Below are 17,003 nucleotides of genomic sequence, written 5' to 3'. Positions count from 1 at the left end.
GAATCACTCCTTGAGTGCGCCGGCAGTGAGGCCGCTGACGATCTTCTCCTGGGCCACGATCACGAGGATCGCGACCGGGATGACGCCGATGATGCTCGCGGCGGCCATGAGGTGGTACAGCACCTCGTACTGGCCCTGGTAGCCCAGGATGCCCTCGAGGATCGGCGCCCAGTTCTCGGGCTGGCCGTCGGTCATCAGGAACGAGAAGAAGAACTCGTTGTAGACGGCGATGAACGTCAACACGCCCGCAGTCGCCACGCCGGGGGCCGACAGCGGGATGATGACGCGAAACAGCGCACCGAGTCGGGTCGTCCCCTCGACGCGGGCGGCGTCCTCTAAGCCGTCGGGGATCTGTGAGTAGAAGGTCGTGAGGATGAAGATGGCCAGCGGCATGAACAGCGCCGACAGCGGCATCACCATCGCGCCGGGGGTGTTGTAGAGGCTGCCGTCGCCCGTGACCGGCTCGAGGACGGCGAACTGGAGGTTGAACAGGTCGTTCAGCGGGATGAAGAAGGCCGCCGGCGGGAAAAAGGACACGACGAGCACGAGCAACATCATCGGCACTTTGCCGGGGAACTCGAGCCGGCCGAACGCGTACCCCGCGAGGCTCGCGACGACGAGGACGATGATCGTCGACGCCGTCGCGATCACGAAGCTGTTGAACATGTACCAGTGGAAGGGGATGACCTCGAACACCTCGACGAACGCGCCGGGGTTGAACCCGTTCGGCGTGAGGATGATGTCCTGCTGTCTGCCTTCGGGAGTCAGCGCGACCATGAGCAGCCAGTAGAACGGAAAGAGCGTCGTGAACAGGAAGAAGATCGTCGCGACGTAGAACATCGACCGATAGGCACGTTCGGGATCTGAGATCGAGTCCGCGACCCACTGCTGGAACGGGCCGCGGTCGAGTTCGGCCTCCTCGCGCTCCCCGAAGATTGTGCCGCCGTCGGCGCGGTGGCGCTCCGACCGGTCGACGTCGGAACGGTCGTCCATCAGTAGATCCCTCCCTCGGTGTCGCGGAAGAACGCGACGTACACCGAGATGATGAGGCCGATGACGAGGGCGGTCGTGAAGGCCACGGCCGCGGCCGTCGCGAAGATGCGGGTGCCGCCGAACATGGCCTCGACGACGAGACACGTCAGCGAGGGGACGGTCGTACAGCCGGCGGTCGACTCGATCAGCCCGTAGACGCGCATGGCGTCCATCGTCCGGAACAACATGGCGACGAGCAACGCCGGCAACACGAGCGGCAGGGTGATGAACTTAAAGCGCTGCCACGGCGACGCGCCGGCGACGCGGGCGACCTCGTAGAGGCTCCGGTCGACGCTCTGGAGGCCGGCGAGGATCAACAGCGCCATGAACGCCGCGGACTTCCAGATGTCGGCGACGAGGATGATCACGAACGCATCCTGGCTGTCCGCCAGCGGATCGGGACCGAAGATCCCGAGCCACTGCATGAGGTCGCTGCCGAAGCCGACCTCCGGCTGAAAGAGCAGGAAGAAGATCATCCCCTGGATGACGATCGGGACGGCCCACGGCAGGATGATCGCGACGCGCACCCACCGCCGGCCGCGGAAGTCCTGATCTAAGACGTACGCCTGCCCGAAGCCGATCACCGTCTCGAAGAAGACGCTGATAATCGCGAACGCGAGCGTCACGAACAGCGCCTGCTGGAGGAACGGCGTCCCGAACTCGACGAACGGGAACGACGCAGACACCCCGACGTCGAGGAACTGCCGGGCGAGCCGGGCGTTCCCGGTGAGGATGTCGACGTAGTTCTCGGCCCCGACGAACCCGCCGAGGGGTTCCGCACCTCGCGTCTCGTCGGCGCGCAACGACATGATAAACGTCATGAGCAGCGGGTAGAACGCGATGAACGCCAGTAGCGCGAACGCCGGGATCAACAGCAGGTAGGCGTAGGCCGCCTCGCTCAGGTTCTCCATCCAGTTGACGACCACGTTGCCCGTCCGGTCGCGTTCGCCCGTCTCGCCGCGGGTCAGCCCGTCGGTGTCAGTCGCCATGCTGGTCCTCCACGTCCGCTTCGCTTCGCTCGAGTCGCGCCGATAAGTCGCCCATCGCGGCCTCCGGTGACTTCACGCCACGGTAGGCCGCGTGAACCTCCTGGAAGATGAGCGCCGACTGCTCCGGCCAGACGTCGGTCACCGGTCGCGGCACCGCGTTCTCGCCGGCGATCTGGATCTGTTCTGTGTACCTCGCAACCGGCCCGATCTCGTCGGGGTCCGCTTCCTCGACGAGCTCTAAGACCGGCGGGAGGAAGCCCTGGAGTTCGAAGATGGTGAGCATGACCTCGTCGTGGGTGAACGCCTCGATGACCTGCAACGCCTCCTCGGCGCGGTCGGTGTTGGGGTTGAGCGTGAGGTGCCAGCCGCCGAGTCCGGCGGCCGTGCCGCCGACGCCCTCGTGTTCGGCCTCCGCTTCTGAGACGGCGTACGGCATCGCCATGACGCCGAGACCCTCGCCAAAGACCTCCTCGTCGCCGGTCGCGGCGATCGCGAACGGCCAGTTTCGGTGGGCGACGGCGCTGCCACCCTCGAAGGGGCCGAGGGACTCCTCCTCTGACCACTGGACGATCGCCGACGGACAGATCTGCTGGTAGCCGTCCAGCGCGTGCTCGTCGCCGTCGCCGTGGATGAACGCCCGCATCATGCGGATCGCGTCGAGGACGGGCTCGTCGTCGACGGTGATGGGCCGGTCGCCGGCGGTGAACAGGTTCTCGGTGCCGCCAAAGTAGCCCCCGCCCCACGTCGACATCGCCTCGGTGAACGTACAGCAGGCAAGTCCCTCGTAGGCCGCCGCCTGCGTGGTGAAGCCGAAGTCGAGGCCGGCGTCGTCTCGAGTATCGGCGACGACCTCGGAGAACTCCTCCCACGAGGGCGGGTCTTCGTCCCAGCCGTCGGTGTCGTGTCCGGCCTCCTCGACGAGGTCTCGTCGGTACAGCATCGTGCCGAAGTCGGGAAACAGCGGCACTGCGTGCAGGTCGTCCGTCTCTGGGTGGTACGCAGTCTCGAGTGCTGCCTCGAGGTACTCCCCCTCGACGCGCGCTACGACGTCGTCCGGGAGTGCCTCCGTCAGGTTCGTCGTCTGTTCTCTGAGGATAAAGGGGATGGTCCACCCACTGTCCATCATGAAGATGTCCGGCGGGGAGCGTCCGGCCTGGAGCGCGGACTGGTACGCCTGCATCCGCTGGGCGGAGTCGTCGACGCTCGCTTGTACCTCGACCGTGATGTCCTCGTCGAGCCCTGCGTCCCACAGCGCTTCCTGGACCGACGGCTCGTCCCCGTCCGCGTGCATGATGTCCTCGAAGTCGGTGTCACCGGACATCACGACGGTCTGGTCATCGCGCGTCCGGCCGAGACAGCCGGTGATGGAAACCGCTCCCACCGACGCCGTCGACGATCCGACGACGAACGCCCGGCGAGAGAGGCCGTATCGACCCATTGCCCCTAAGGAAAGTCCGCGCGCACCCTTAATTCCTGACGTTGCAGCATATAGATTTTCGTGACCGTCGAATCGGCTGGTGCGTTCGTGACCGGCTACCTGGGCCGACAAACTGGTGGTGGCGCCGTCACCGGCTGCCCAGATCGGCGGCTTTCTCCACCTCGCTTCGCAGTTGCGTCGTGTCGAACTCGTGATCCGGACGGAGGCGCACGAAGTCGAGGAACTCCCGTGCCGCGAGGAGCTCAGCTGGTGTGTACACCGTCGCCGCCGCACGGACGGTCTCTCGACCACCGATCTGCGGCTCGAGGACGGCCATCGCACACGCGAGGTCGTACGCAGCCGTCTCCGCGGAGCGGTCCTCGCGCATCCGCGTTGCGTCGATGAAGTAGAGGTCGCCGTCGCTCAGCAGGATGTTCTCCGCGCGGAGGTCGCCGTGGGCCAGCCCGTGTTCGTGGAGCGTCGAGAGCATCGCGTAGAGTTCGGGCGCGAGGTCGGCCACCTCCTCCGGCGAAAGCTCCTCGAGCGTCTCGAATTCGGGCAGGTACTCGAGGACGAGGACGCCGAGCCCGTTGGCCTCGAACGCCTCGATGGGACGGGGTGCGTTGAGGCCGCTCTCGCGCATCCGCCTGGTGGCCTCGTACTCGTGTTCGACCATCTCGAGCGGAGTGTCGAACCGGTCGAAAAAGCCCTCGGTGCCCGAGGAGAACGCGCCGACGTTCCGGCCCGTGGTGAGCACCGCGTGGACGAGCGCGTTCTGCCGGGTGACGATCTTGACGAAGAACTCGTCGTCGACGACACACGGCGTCGAGAGCCAGTTGTCCGCCTCGAGAAACTGTACCCGAACGACCTCGCGATCGTATCGGTCCACCAGCGTGTGGAAGACGCGCTCGAGGCGGTCCCACTCGACGGTCCCCCGAGCGAGCTGGCGGATGTCCATACGTGTCGATGGAATGCGATCGTTAAATGCGTCCCGGTGATGGATTCGAATCCGCGTGCCGGAGGCGTCGTCGCCGACTGAACGTATCAGTAGAATTTTACTCCGCGAGGTCGAACGTGAGGGCGATCAGAATGTACGCCGTCGACGACCTGAGTGATGCGATCGACGTAACGAGGGAGTTTTTGACTCCGATACGGGCGGGGATGTGGCTCAGGCTCGTGCTCGTGGTCTTTTTCATCAGCGGGGCTGGGATTGGCGGCGGGACGCCACCGGTCGGCGATATCGGAATGGTCGCCGACGGGCCGACGGTCCCGGTCGAAGAACCGACCGACCCGACCGGCGAGCCGATCGATCCCGAAGCCGACTTCCCACTGGAGGAACTCCTGTTGGTTGGCGTCGTACTGCTACTCGTCGGCTTCGTCATCTGGCTGGTGTTCTCGATCCTCCGGGCGATCATGGACTTCGTCTTCGTCGAAAGTCTCCGTTCGAGTAACGTCCACGTCAGACGCTACGCACGCGAGAATCTCGGGCGAGCGGGGCGACTGTTTCTCTTCCGGGTGATCGTTGGCCTGCTCGCGTTCGGTCCCCTCGTACTCGGCTTCTTCGTCGTCGTCTTCACCGCGGACGCGCTCGAGGAAGTGGCGTTCGCTTCTCTCGCGTTGCTCGCGTTGCTGGCGATTCCGATCTATCTCCTCTACGCGATCGTGATGCGGTTTACCACCGTCTTCGTCGTCCCGATCATGCTGCTCGAGGAACGGACCGTCCTCGGCGGCTGGAAACGGTTCTGGCCGACGTTCACCGCGAACTGGACGGAGTACGTCGTCTACCTGGTCCTGGTGTGGATCATCTGGGTGCTCGTCGGCATCGCCATCGCGTTCCTCGCGTTCTTCGGCGTCCTCCTGATCGGGCTCCCCTTCGGTATCCTCGCCGTGATCTTCGCCGCACTGCTCGGTCCGATCGGTCTCGTCCTCGCGGCGGTAACCCTCCTCGCCGCGTTCGTCCTGTTTCTGGTCTACATCACCCTCATCGAGGTTCCCATCTACTCCTACCTTCGGTACTATGCCCTGTTACTGCTCGGCGACACGGACCGCGAACTCGACCTGATCCCCGAACAGCGCGCGGCCGTTCGTGGAGACGGTGGCCGGGACGAGGACGGTCGATGGCGGACCGACGAGGACGAGCGCCAGCTCGAGGAGGACGATGAACGGGCCGACGACGGAGACGACGATGACGGCTGGAATAACGACGATGACGGCTGGAATAACAACGACAACGACGACGATGGCTGGGACGACGAGTCAGACGAGTGGAACACCTCGAGCGACTGGGACGACAACGACGACGACCGACGGTGGTGAATGCATCCCGTTGGTGATGGTAGCCACACCTCATCGGGGAGAGTGACCGCGCCGTTGCGTCCGTCGCGAGCGTGATCAGGTGGCCACCGAACGACCTGTTCACGCGAATTTCGGGCGCTCGGTTCGACGGGTTTAAGTTGTCCATGGCACTCTCTTCGACAGAGACAGGCTTCGCCTGTTTCACTGACCCGTAGGAGCACACCCTGCGTACTACGGAGGTGAACGATGGCAGATTCGGAAATCGAACAAGCAGTGGCTCGCGCACTCGAGGAGTCGCCGGACCGGAACTTTACCGAGACGGTAGACCTCGCGATCAACTTGCGCGACCTTGACCTCAACGAACCGTCGAACCGTGTAGACGAGTCGATCGTCCTGCCGTCCGGAACCGGCCAGGAAACTCAGATCGTCGTCATCGCCGAAGGTGAGACCGCCGTCCGCGCCGAGGAGGTCGCGGACCAGGTCCTTTCGGAAGACGACGTGGCCGATCTGGACGACGACGAGGCCAAAGACCTCGCCGACGAGACCGACTTCTTCATCGCCGAGGAGGCGATGATGCAAGACATCGCCCGGTACCTTGGTACCATCCTGGGTCCCCGGGGGAAGATGCCCGACCCGCTCTCGCCCGACGAGGACGTGGTCGAGACGGTCAACCGACTCAAGAACACCGTGCAGCTTCGCTCGCGTGACCGACGCACGTTCCACACGCTCGTCGGCGCCGAGGACATGAGCGCAGCGGAGATCGCCGACAACATCGACGTGATCCTCCGTCGCCTGCACGCCGACCTCGAGAAAGGCCCCCAGAACATCGACTCCGTCTACGTGAAGACGACGATGGGCCCATCCGTGGAGGTGGCCTGAGATGAGCGCCGAAGCAGAACGCAAAACTGAGAACCTTCCCCAGTGGAAGAAAGAGGAGGTCGACGCCCTCTCCGAGCTCGTCGAGAGCTACGAGAGTATCGGCGTCGTCGGCATCGCCGGCATCCCCTCGAAGCAGCTCCAGGACATGCGACGGGGCCTCCACGGCACCGCCGTCCTGCGCGTGAGCCGAAACACGCTCACCGAGCGCGCGCTCGAGGCGGCCGACCTCGACGACCTGCTCGAGCACGTCGACGGTCAGGTCGGCCTCATCGCGACGAACGACAACCCGTTCGCGCTCTACAAGGAGCTCGAGGCGTCGAAGACGCCCGCGCCGATCAACGAGGGCGAGGTCGCCCCGAACGACATCGTCATCCCCGAGGGTGACACCGGGATCGATCCGGGGCCGTTCGTCGGCGAACTCCAGCAGGTCGGCGCGAACGCCCGGATCGACGAGGGTTCGATCAAGGTCATGGAGGACTCGCAGGTGCTCGACGCCGGCGAGGAGGTCTCCGCGGACCTCGCGAACGTCCTCAACGAACTCGGCATCGAGCCCAAGGAGGTCGGCCTCGACCTCCGCGCCGTCTATTCGGAGGGCGTACTCTTCGACCCCGAGGACCTCGACATCGACGTCGAGGCCTACGAGAGCGACGTGGCGACGGCCGCCGCGCGCGCCCGGAACCTCGCGGTCAACGCGAGCTTCCCGACCGCCGCGACGGTGCCGACGCTCATCGCCAAGGCGACGGGCGAGGCCAAGAGCCTCGGTCTGCACGCCGCGATCGAGGACGAAGAGCTCATGCCCGATCTCGTGCGCAAAGCAGACGCCCAGCTGCGGGCGATCGCTGCACAGATCGACGACGAGGAGGCACTGCCTGAGGAACTCCAGGACGTCGAGGCACCCGCCCCCGCGGCGACGCCCGACGAGGACGAATCGGCCGACGACCACGACGAGCCCGAGGAGGCCGCCGACGACGACGAAGACGACGAAGATGACGGCGACGGCGCAGCCGGCCTCGGCGCGATGTTCGGATAACCACTAACGGAGGAACACGACAATGGAATACGTATACGCTGCACTCATCCTGAACGAGACCGACGAAGAGATCAACGAAGAGAACCTGACCGGCGTCCTCGAGGCCGCCGGTGTCGACGTCGAGGAGTCCCGCGTGAAGGCGCTCGTCGCCGCGCTCGAGGACGTCGACATCGACGAGGCTGTCGCCGAGGCAGCCGCCGTCCCCGCCGCCGGCGCCGCTGCCGGTGGCGCGGCCGCCGACGAAGCCGCCGACGACGAAGAGACCAGCGACGTCCCCGACACCGTCGACGAAGACGAGGACGAAGACGACGAGGAGGACGACGCCAGCGGCGAGGGCCTCGGTCAGCTCTTCGGCTAAGTCGCCCAACGACGACCCGGAAACCACGATTTTCTTTCGACCGACGCGCCGAGGAGCGACGGCGCCGTCGAGTCAGTACACCAACAGTTATTAGCCAGCCGTTCGCGGGTTCGGTATGACAACCACACTCGGCCTCGACTGGGGCGGACGCGGCTGGATCGCCGTCGTCGCCACCGGCGGCCCCGACAGCCTCGAGTTCGACGCAGCGTTTTTCCCGTCGATGCTGACCGTCTGGCGGGCGTGGCGCGACGACGCGGAGACGATCCTCGTCGACATCCCGATCGGGCTGCCCGCCGGAACCGACGACCTCGAGGACGAGGGGCCGATCGTCCGCGAATGTGACGCGGCGGCACGGGAGCTTCTCGGACCCGACCGGCGCTCGAGCGTCTTCGACGTCCCCTGTCGGGAGGCCGCGAGACAGCCGACGTTCGGCGCGGCGAACGCGCGAAACCGCGAGCGCGCCGGTCGTGGACTGACGATCCAGGCGTGGGCCATCACGCCGCGGATCCTCGAGGTCGAGGCGCTTCTTCGGGAGTTCGACGACGCGAGGGAGGTCGTTCGCGAGGCCCATCCCGAGGTCTGTTTCGCGGCCCTCGGCGACGGCCCAATCGCGGCGTCGAAAACGACCGACGAGGGGCGACAGGCTCGACTCGAGGCACTCGCCACACTCGGCGACCACTACGACTGGGCAGTCGGGCTCGACGAGCGGTACGAGGCGCTCGAGGCCGAGCACGTGACCGACCTCGAGCCCCACGAGCGCCGGATCCACGGCTCGGATCGTGACGACTTACTCGATGCGTTCGCCCTCGCGGTGACGGCGTTCGCGGGCGACCTTCGACGGTTGCCGTCCGAATCGGCGGCTCCCGAAGTTCCGCGGGACCGGCACGGATTGCCGATGGAGATCGTCTATCACGAGCCGACGACGCGTTCGAGCTGATCGAGGAGACGCCCGACCACTCGAGTGTCAAACACACGCAAACGCTTTTTGCGGGGATCGATGTACGAGCGGTCGGAGGCACGACAGATGGTAGACGCAACGATCGACGTTCTGTACCGTGGAGCACTCGAGTGCGACCAGAATTACATGGTCGAGGGGAAGGTGTTCGGCACGCACGACGAGCCCAACCCCGACACCGACTACGGCGAGATACCCGTCTGGAGTCTCGTCATCGACCACCCCCAGGGGACGATCCTCTGGGACACTGGCTCACACCACGAGGCGCTCGAGGGCCACTGGCCCGAGGGGCTGTCCCAGGCGTTCTATCCGTACGACGCCCACGAGCATCGACTGGACGACGACCTGGAGGCGGCCGGCTACGGCATCGAGGACATCGACTACGTTTTCCAGACGCACTTACACCTCGATCACGCCGGCGGCCTCGAGTTCTTCGACGGCACCGACGTTCCCGTGTTCGTCCACGAAGAAGAGCTCAAATTCGCCTACTACAGCGCCAAGAGCGACGAAGGAAGTGCGGCGTACGTCCTCGAGGACTTCGACCACGACCTGAACTGGCACGTTCTCAAACGGGAGCGCGAACAGCACTTCGAGGACGTCGAGTTCATTCACTTCCCGGGGCACACACCTGGGCTGACGGGGACGATGATCCACCTCGACGACGAGGGCACGATCGTCTTCACCGGCGACCAGCTCTACCAGCTGCCCAACTACGAGGAGGGAATCCCCCTCGGCGGGCCGCTGGTGTGGGGCAAGACCCAGTGGCGCGAGAGCCTCGAGCTGATCCGCGCACTCGAGCGCCGCCACGACGCCGAGGTCGTGCTCGGTCACGACTACGACCAGTTCGAGGAGATCCGTGGGGGGTGGGGATAGTGAGCTACGAGCGATCCGTCTCGGCCGACGCCCACGCGCTGACACCCGAGACCGTCTGGAATATCCAGATGCCACAGCTGCGCTTTGGCCCCCACGCCGTCGAGGAGCTTGGCTACCAGCTCGCCGATCTCGGCGTCGAGGACGGGGCCCACGGCCTGCTCGTCACCGACGAGCGCCTCGTCGAGATCGGCCACGTGGGTCGCGTCGAAGACCACCTCGAGGAATCGGGGTACGACGTCACCGTCTGGGATAGCACGGAACGTGAGCCCTCGATCGAGGTCGTCGACGACTGTCTCTCGTTCGTTCGCGAGCACGAGGGCGAGGACGGCTACGACTTCTACGTCGGCTTCGGCGGCGGGAGCTGCCTCGACGTCGCGAAGGGGACCCGGGCGATTATCGCGAACGGTGGGGAGGTTCTCGATTACATCGCCGAACCCACCGGCGAAGGCGAGGCGCTGACCGAACCGGGCCCGCCGCTGATCCTCATGCCGACGACGGCCGGCACGGGTTCGGAGATCTCGCCGGTGGCCATCTTCGCGGTCGAGGAGAAAGAGACCAAAGAGGGCATCTCGAGTAACTACATCCGCGCCGACGCGGCGGTCCTCGATCCGACGTTCACGACGACGCTCCCCCCGAAACTGACCGCGGAGACGGCGATGGACGCTCTCGGGCACGCGATCGAGGGCTACACCACCCACCGGTTCGACGACCTCTTGCGGGCGACCGAGCCGCGCGAACGGCCGGTGTACGCCGGCCGAACGGACCTCACCGAGATGTTTTCGGAGCGAGCGATCGAACTCCTCTCCGGAAACGTCCGCCGGGTCGTCAACAACGGCGACGACCTCGAGGCGCGGTCGAACATGCTCAAGGGGGCGCTGTTCGGAGCCATCTCGGGGCTGACCGCGGGGGCGAGCCTCTGTCACGCGATGGCCTACCCCGTCGGAAACCGGTATCACACGTACCACGGTGAGACCATCGCGGTGCTCACCCCAGCGAGCACGCTCGGCTACAACGTCGCCAGCGATCCCGAGCGATTCGTCGAAGTGGCAGCACTGCTCGGCGCCGATACGGCGGGAAAGAGCGCTCGCGAGGCGGCCGACGAGGCCCGACAGGAGTTCGTCCGCCTGCAGCGGGATCTGAACGTCCTCCCGAGCGGGCTCGCCGATCTGGCCGACGTCACCGAGGAAGAGATCGACTGGCTCGCCACGCAGACGGTCGAGAACCAGCAGCGACTGTTGCGGTGCAATCCGCGCCCGGTCACGAAAGAGGACGTGGTCGCGATCTTCCGCGACTCACTGCACAACTGGGGCCCGGGGGAATGACTCGACCACCGATGACCGGAACGGGCTGTCGACCGGACGATCCGTCTAGAGACGGCTCCCCTTGCACCCTCCGAGTCAGTCAGAACCCTACGCCAGACCCCCTTACCAGTATGGCTACACTCGTATCTGACACAGATCCTACGTCTTCAATAGACAATGGTTTCAACTGACGGCGCGACGTGGTCCGCCTGGGATACTGTCTTACAGGCCCCCGAAACCCAGCGAGAGGTCTTCGAGTACGTGTTCGACGATCCCCTGCTCGCGTGGTCATTCGTGCTCAACATCGCGCTGGCCGGCTTGACCATCCTCGGCATCGTCTACCTCGGACGAAACCTCACCGATCCGCGATCGAAGCTCATCGCCGTCTCGGTGATGCTCATCTCCGTCGTCTCGATCTCGAGTTACACCGGCCTCACGACCGGGTTGACCATCAGCTTCTTGGAGATGCCGGCGGGGCACGCACGGGCGGGTGAGGAGGTCCTCACGATGTGGGGTCGATACCTCACCTGGGCGTTCTCGACGCCGTTCATCCTGATCGCTCTCGGGATGATCGCCGGCTCGAACCTGACGAAGATTCTGACCGCCTCGGCGTTCACCATCGCCATGTGCGTCACCGGCCTCGCCGCCGCCCTGACCACCTCGAGTCACCTCCTGCGCTGGTGGTGGTTCGTGATCAGTTCGGCGTTTTTCCTGGTGATCGTCTACATCATCCTCGTCGAGTGGGACGCCGACGCAAAGGAGACGGGAACCTCGGGACTGTTCAACACGCTGAAGATCCTGACGGTCGTCAGCTGGTTCGGCTACCCGATCCTGTGGTTCCTCGGCGTCGAGGGAATCGCGCTGCTCGAGGTCGCCTACACCTCCTGGGGCTACAGCATCCTCGACATCGTGAGCAAGTACGTCGTGACGGTGTTGATCATGCTCTACGTCGCCAGGGAACCCGAGGAGATCGTCGCCGGCGCGGAGTACGGCTCGAGCCTCCCCGAGTTCACGCCGGCCGACGACTGAGCCACGGCGGCGACCGACGCGGTTCCCGAACGCCATGACGCCACCACTCACGTACCTCGAGTTCCACGCCGTGTTCGTCGTTCCGCCGATCCTCCTACTGGCCTGGCTGGCCGTTCACCGGTCGGAAGCCTGGTGGGACCGTCGCGTGGGCTCTGGGCTGGCGATCGTGATCGCGCTCGCGCTGGTCTACACCACGCCGTGGGACAACCTGCTGATCGCCGAGGGCGTCTGGTGGTACGGGGAAAGAGCGACCGTCGCGACGATCTGGCACGCCCCCATCGAGGAGTACCTCTTTTTCGTCCTCCAGCCGATCCTGACGGCGCTGTGGCTCGCCCAGTTTCTCGAGGTCGCGGACGTCTCGCTGCACATTCCGACGCGCCACCGCGTGATCGGCGCGCTCGCCGGGATAACGGTGAGCCTCGTCGGGTTCGGCCTCCTCCAGACGACCACGACGTTCTACCTCGGCGCGATCTTGTTCTGGGCGGGCCCGATCCTGGCGATTCAGTGGGCGTTCGGGCTCACCTACCTCTGGCGCGTCCGCCGACTCACGGTCCTGGCGATCGCCGTCCCGACGTGTTACCTCTGGATCGCCGACTGGATCGCCATCCGGCTCGGGATCTGGATCATCTCGCCGGCGCACACGACCGGCTACACCCTCGTCGGATTGCCGATCGAGGAGGCGCTGTTTTTCCTCGTGACGAACGTCTTCGTCGTCCAGGCGCTCGTCCTCTACGTGTGGGTCCTCGAGCGACGCCACGAACTGCCGACGCTCGAGCAGGCGGCCGGCTGGTTCGGGAGGGACGTCGATGTCGGGTGAACACCACGCCGTGGACCGCCCGGTGAACCACTGGCCGTCAGCAGCCGACGCCGCGCGCAGACGAGCAGCTCGGATGAGCCTCGGTTTGGGCGCGTTCGCCATCGTCCTCGGGCTGGCGACGGTCGCGGTGTTCGGCTCGCCGACGATGGCCGTCCAGTACGTTCCGCTCGCGTTCAGCGTCCTCGTCTTCGGGGTGCCCCACGGTGCCGTCGACCACCTCGTGTTGCCACGCGCCCGGGGCGAACCGGTCACCCGACGGGCGCTCGCGGCCGTCGGCCTGCTCTATCTCGTCGTCGGTGGTGCCTACGCCGTCGTCTGGGTCGTCTCGCCTGCACTCGCGTTCGCCCTGTTCATCCTCCTCACCCTGGTCCACTGGGGGCAGGGCGACGTGTACGCGATCGTCGAATTCGCCGGTGCCGACCACCTCGAGACCCGAACGAGCCGCGTCCTCACCCTCGTTGTCCGCGGCGGGGTACCGATGCTCGTGCCGCTCGTAGCCTTCCCCGACCAGTACGCCTTCGTCGCGGGCACACTCGTTTCACTGTTCGATCCCGCCGCCGCAGCCACGCTCGAGCCCGTCTTCGAGCCGTCGGTCCGGACTGCCGTCGCCGTCGGCTTCGGTACACTGGTGGCCGTAACGCTCGGACTCGGGTACCTCCGGGCGACGTCGCGCGGCCCGTGGCTGGTCGACGCCGGCGAGACGCTCGGTCTCCTCGCGTTTTTCGCGCTCGTCCCGCCGATCCTCGCCATCGGACTCTACTTCACCTTCTGGCACTCCGTCCGGCACATCCTGCGAACGATGCTGGTCGACGATGTCGCACGCCAGGCGCTCGAGCGTGGTGCGCCGGGAGCCGCGTGGCTGCGCTTCGCTCGAGACGCGGCCCCGCTGACGGCGGGTGCGCTCGTCGTCGTCGGCGTGGTCGCGCTCGCTGTACCGCGGACGCCGGCGACGCTTCCCGACGTGGTCGGGCTCTACCTCGTCGGTATCGCGCTGTTGACCCTGCCACACGTCGTCGTGGTCTCGATGCTCGATCGTGAACAGGGGATCTGGTCGGTAGACGGTGTGGAAGGGGAGTAGGGCGAAGGGACGAACGCTATAGTAACAACTGAAACGATTTACACACTGCTCGCAGCAGAGCGGCCAGTACTGACGGAATCTCGCCAGTACTGGCCGCTGAGTCGCGAGCAGGTGTGCACTGACTTTCAGTGGCTACTATACACCGCGTCACCTGCTTCGTCTCTCGGTAGCTCGATGCACACACTGTCAGGCAGTTCTGTGCCGATCAGACAACCGTCGACGAAACGACCCCATCGAATCACTGTGTTCTTCCGACTCTCTCATAGAGCAGCGGAGGCGCGTGTCATAATACAACACACTGACCGAAGCCTAACAAACGAGCGTTGAGGAATCACCGTATGGAACTCGTGGAAGCCACCGCAGACGACCTCGATGCGCTCGTCGAACGCTGGTACGACCTCGCAAAGAGGATGGAGGAGTACTCCGAGTTGAACGAACTCGTCTACGCGGACGTTCACGAGGTCTCCGACGACGGCTTCCGCGCTCACCTCGACGACGAGGACGTCACGGACTACCTCATCGTTCACGAGGGCGAGACGATCGGCTTCCTCACGCTTTGCGAGGGTCGCCACCCCTCCCGGCAGTACTCGAAGTACCTTCGCATCGTGAACATCGCTATCGACGAAGACGACCGGAGTCGAGGCCACGGCACGGCGGTTATCGAGCGTGTGAAAGAACTCGCTCGCGAGCGGGGATGTGATCATCTCAAAGTCTCCTGCGAGTGGCAAAACGAGGGCGCACGCCGTTTCTACCGCGATACGGACTTCCAGCCGAAGCAAGTCGATTACGCACAGCCACTAGAATGAGTCGAAGTACGCTCGTCTATCAGGGTGCTCCAAACAGTATGAGGTCTTCTGTGACAGTGTTTTTCAATTAGTACTCACGATCTTGATCACGTCGCCCTCCTCGAGTTCGTAGCTGTCCGAAATCTCTCGAGACGAACGCGCGTCGACGGCGTGGAGGTAGCCGTCACCGATGTCGGAGTGGACGGCGTAAGCGAGGTCTCGCGGGGTCGATCCCTCGGGTAAGAGGAAGGCGTCGGGGAGGACGTTCCCGCTGCCGTCGGACCACTTCGAGGCGTCCTCGACGGGGTAGACGGTGACGTACTCGAGCAACTCGTAGACGGCGTGGTCGAAGGCGGCCTGGACGCCGGTGCCGTCCCACTGGCCGATCGCCTCGCCGAGCCCCTCGAGCGCCTCGCGCTGGGCGTCGCTGACGTCGCCCGTGATCTCGAAGGCGGCGTCGCCGGGGTCGTAGTCCACGAGGTCGGCCTCCGCGGCCCGTCGGAGCGCGAGCTCGCCCTCGGCGGTGGTCGGGATCACGGGTTTGTCGAGCTCGAGCAGGCGCTCGACGTTTTCGGCGGGGGCGACGTCGATCTTGTTCGCGGCGACGACGATCGGCTTCGTCCGCCGGCGGACGTCCCGGGCGAGCGCCTCGCGGTGCTCGTCCTCCCACTGGATCGGATCGTCGGGGTACTCGAGGTCGCGGAGGATCGTCGCGACGTCGACCGGCGTCGCGCCGAAGCCGGTGAGCATGTCCGCGAGCACGTCGTCGAGATCGAAGTCGGGCGAACGGGACTTACGCTCCACGGACTCCCAGTTTCGCTCGACGATGCCTGCGAGCCAGAGGTCCATCTCTTCTTCGACGAAGTCGACGTCCTCGAGGGGGTCGTGCTCGCCGAGCTCGACGGGTTCGCCCTTCGCGTTCGTCCCACCGGAGGCGTCGATCACGTTGACGATGACGTCGGCGTTGGTGAGTTCGTCGAGGAACTGGTTGCCCAGCCCCTTCCCCTCGTGGGCACCGGGGACGAGGCCGGCGACGTCGAGCAGTTCGATGGGGACGTACCGCTTGCCGTCCCGGCAGTTCTCGCTGGTACAGCGTTCGTCGCGCTCGAGGCAGGGGCAGTCGGTGCGGACGTAGCTCACGCCGCGGTTTGCGTCGATGGTCGTAAAGGGGTAGTTCGCGACGTCGACCTCGGCCATCGTCGCCGCCGTGTAAAGAGTAGACTTGCCGGCGTTCGGCTTCCCGGCAAGTGCAATCGAGAGCATGCCACGGGGTAACCCGCGTTGGGAAAACTGTCTTTCGATTCGCGGGGTATGGGGATCCAACACCGCACAGCGTTCGACCGCCAAGACGAGTCACGTGGCGGTGGCGGTCGTCACGCGACGGCGAGGCAACTCCGGTCAGAGCTCGAGTGCCATCATCACTTCGTCGACGTAGTCGCCGTTGAGCTTGTAGTGGTCCTCGCGGACGGCCTCGATCTCCCAGCCGTGTTTTTCGAGGAAGGTGATCGCGTCCTCGTTCGTCGATGGGACGCTGTTGTACACCTTCTCGTAGCCGTTCGAGCCGGCCCACTCGAGGCCCCGCGAGAGGAGGTGCGAGCCGATGTCGTGGCCGCGGTACTCCTCGATGACGCCGACGGTGAGTTCGGCGGTGTGGCTCAGTTTGTCGAGTTCCGGCGAGTGGAGATGGACCCAGCCGACGACCTCGTCACCGACCGTGGCGACGAAGAACATCCGTGACTCGAGTTCGTTGTTGCGCAACAGGGCGTCCTGGTGATCGATCTCGTCGGCGACGCTCTCGGCGACGATGTAGGTTTTCTCTTCGGCAACCTGACGAATCGCGCCGACGATCCCCCCGAGATCCTCCTGCCTGGCCGGGCGAATGTGGAACTCGAGGTCCTCGGTGACGTACTCCTCCTTGGCTCCGGCGTCGATCGTCACCCGAAGTGAACCATCTTCGTCCTCAAGTCGCCCGTCGCGTTTGAGAATCGCGACGTGGTGACGAAATCCACCTGGATCGATCCGCAGTCGGTCTCTCACCTCGTCCGCGTCGGCCGCCCCGTGGCGCTCGACGTACTCGTAGATCCGCCTGCGGTCCTCGTGGCCGAACGAGAGCTCCTCACTCGTGGACATGGTCCATGATAGCACCTCACAGTATTTAACTGTTG

17 protein-coding genes are annotated in these 17,003 nt (G+C 65.3%); 11 read left to right on the top strand and 6 right to left on the bottom strand.

What is annotated here, in order from left to right; all coding sequences use genetic code 11:
- Positions 1-3: 3 nt before the first annotated feature.
- The 4 genes from NMQ09_RS14385 to NMQ09_RS14370 all read right to left on the bottom strand — a co-directional run bounded on the left by NMQ09_RS14385 (position 4) and on the right by NMQ09_RS14370 (position 4,396).
- Positions 4-993 (bottom strand): carbohydrate ABC transporter permease, encoded by a 990-nt coding sequence (locus tag NMQ09_RS14385; protein WP_255191271.1) that lies wholly within the window; start codon positions 991-993, stop codon positions 4-6.
- Positions 993-2,021: a carbohydrate ABC transporter permease gene (locus NMQ09_RS14380; protein WP_255191270.1), complete on the bottom strand. Its 1,029-nt coding sequence runs from the start codon at positions 2,019-2,021 to the stop codon at positions 993-995. Before NMQ09_RS14380 ends, NMQ09_RS14385 begins: the two co-directional genes overlap by 1 nt.
- Complete coding sequence (locus NMQ09_RS14375; protein WP_255191269.1) at positions 2,011-3,459, bottom strand: extracellular solute-binding protein; 1,449 nt, start codon at positions 3,457-3,459, stop codon at positions 2,011-2,013. Before NMQ09_RS14375 ends, NMQ09_RS14380 begins: the two co-directional genes overlap by 11 nt.
- A 127-nt stretch (positions 3,460-3,586) precedes the next feature.
- Positions 3,587-4,396 carry an RIO1 family regulatory kinase/ATPase domain-containing protein gene (locus tag NMQ09_RS14370; RefSeq protein WP_255191268.1) on the bottom strand — a complete coding sequence of 270 codons (810 nt, stop codon included), beginning with the start codon at positions 4,394-4,396 and terminating at the stop codon, positions 3,587-3,589.
- A 131-nt stretch (positions 4,397-4,527) separates the two neighbouring features.
- Here NMQ09_RS14370 and NMQ09_RS14365 point away from each other — a divergent pair, with 131 nt between their 5' ends.
- The 11 genes from NMQ09_RS14365 to NMQ09_RS14315 all read left to right on the top strand — a co-directional run bounded on the left by NMQ09_RS14365 (position 4,528) and on the right by NMQ09_RS14315 (position 14,859).
- A complete protein-coding gene (locus NMQ09_RS14365; RefSeq protein ID WP_255191267.1) occupies positions 4,528-5,754 on the top strand; it encodes a DUF975 family protein in 1,227 nt (408 codons plus the stop codon).
- 225 nt (positions 5,755-5,979) lie between these two features.
- Positions 5,980-6,612, top strand: coding sequence for a 50S ribosomal protein L1 (locus NMQ09_RS14360; RefSeq protein WP_255191266.1), 633 nt, complete (start codon positions 5,980-5,982; stop codon positions 6,610-6,612).
- Position 6,613: 1 nt separating this feature from the next.
- The gene (locus NMQ09_RS14355) at positions 6,614-7,642 is read left to right on the top strand and encodes a 50S ribosomal protein L10 (RefSeq protein WP_255191265.1); all 1,029 of its coding nucleotides are present in this window, start codon (positions 6,614-6,616) and stop codon (positions 7,640-7,642) included.
- A 22-nt stretch (positions 7,643-7,664) separates the two neighbouring features.
- A complete protein-coding gene (rpl12p, locus tag NMQ09_RS14350; protein ID WP_255191264.1) occupies positions 7,665-8,000 on the top strand; it encodes a 50S ribosomal protein P1 in 336 nt (111 codons plus the stop codon).
- A 115-nt stretch (positions 8,001-8,115) separates the two neighbouring features.
- Positions 8,116-8,937: a DUF429 domain-containing protein gene (locus tag NMQ09_RS14345; RefSeq protein ID WP_255191263.1), complete on the top strand. Its 822-nt coding sequence runs from the start codon at positions 8,116-8,118 to the stop codon at positions 8,935-8,937.
- An 87-nt stretch (positions 8,938-9,024) separates the two neighbouring features.
- On the top strand, positions 9,025-9,828 hold the full coding sequence (locus NMQ09_RS14340; RefSeq protein ID WP_255191262.1) for an N-acyl homoserine lactonase family protein: 804 nt from the start codon (positions 9,025-9,027) through the stop codon (positions 9,826-9,828).
- Positions 9,828-11,150, top strand: coding sequence for a hydroxyacid-oxoacid transhydrogenase (locus NMQ09_RS14335; RefSeq protein ID WP_255191261.1), 1,323 nt, complete (start codon positions 9,828-9,830; stop codon positions 11,148-11,150). Before NMQ09_RS14340 ends, NMQ09_RS14335 begins: the two co-directional genes overlap by 1 nt.
- 156 nt (positions 11,151-11,306) lie before the next feature.
- Positions 11,307-12,158 carry a bacteriorhodopsin gene (locus NMQ09_RS14330; RefSeq protein ID WP_255191260.1) on the top strand — a complete coding sequence of 284 codons (852 nt, stop codon included), beginning with the start codon at positions 11,307-11,309 and terminating at the stop codon, positions 12,156-12,158.
- Positions 12,159-12,192: 34 nt separating this feature from the next.
- Positions 12,193-12,975, top strand: coding sequence for a lycopene cyclase domain-containing protein (locus NMQ09_RS14325; protein ID WP_255191259.1), 783 nt, complete (start codon positions 12,193-12,195; stop codon positions 12,973-12,975).
- A 73-nt stretch (positions 12,976-13,048) separates the two neighbouring features.
- Positions 13,049-14,053, top strand: a complete 1,005-nt coding sequence (locus NMQ09_RS14320) for a Brp/Blh family beta-carotene 15,15'-dioxygenase (protein ID WP_425607242.1) — start codon at positions 13,049-13,051, stop codon at positions 14,051-14,053.
- Positions 14,054-14,391: 338 nt separating this feature from the next.
- Entirely contained in the window at positions 14,392-14,859 is a 468-nt protein-coding gene (locus NMQ09_RS14315; RefSeq protein WP_255191257.1) for a GNAT family N-acetyltransferase, read from the top strand.
- Positions 14,860-14,922: 63 nt separating this feature from the next.
- On the opposite strand, the gene NMQ09_RS14310 is transcribed toward NMQ09_RS14315, so the two are convergent.
- Both NMQ09_RS14310 and NMQ09_RS14305 read right to left on the bottom strand, forming a co-directional pair.
- The gene (locus NMQ09_RS14310; RefSeq protein ID WP_255191256.1) at positions 14,923-16,101 is read right to left on the bottom strand and encodes a redox-regulated ATPase YchF; all 1,179 of its coding nucleotides are present in this window, start codon (positions 16,099-16,101) and stop codon (positions 14,923-14,925) included.
- 135 nt (positions 16,102-16,236) lie between these two features.
- Entirely contained in the window at positions 16,237-16,968 is a 732-nt protein-coding gene (locus tag NMQ09_RS14305; RefSeq protein WP_255191255.1) for a bifunctional helix-turn-helix transcriptional regulator/GNAT family N-acetyltransferase, read from the bottom strand.
- Positions 16,969-17,003: the final 35 nt, after the last annotated feature.

Source organism: Natronobeatus ordinarius, from assembly GCF_024362485.1.
In the GTDB taxonomy this organism is placed as follows: Archaea; Halobacteriota; Halobacteria; order Halobacteriales; family Natrialbaceae; genus Natronobeatus; species Natronobeatus ordinarius.
Note: the sequence above shows the minus strand (reverse complement) of the source record. Positions and strands in the feature narration are given on the sequence as shown.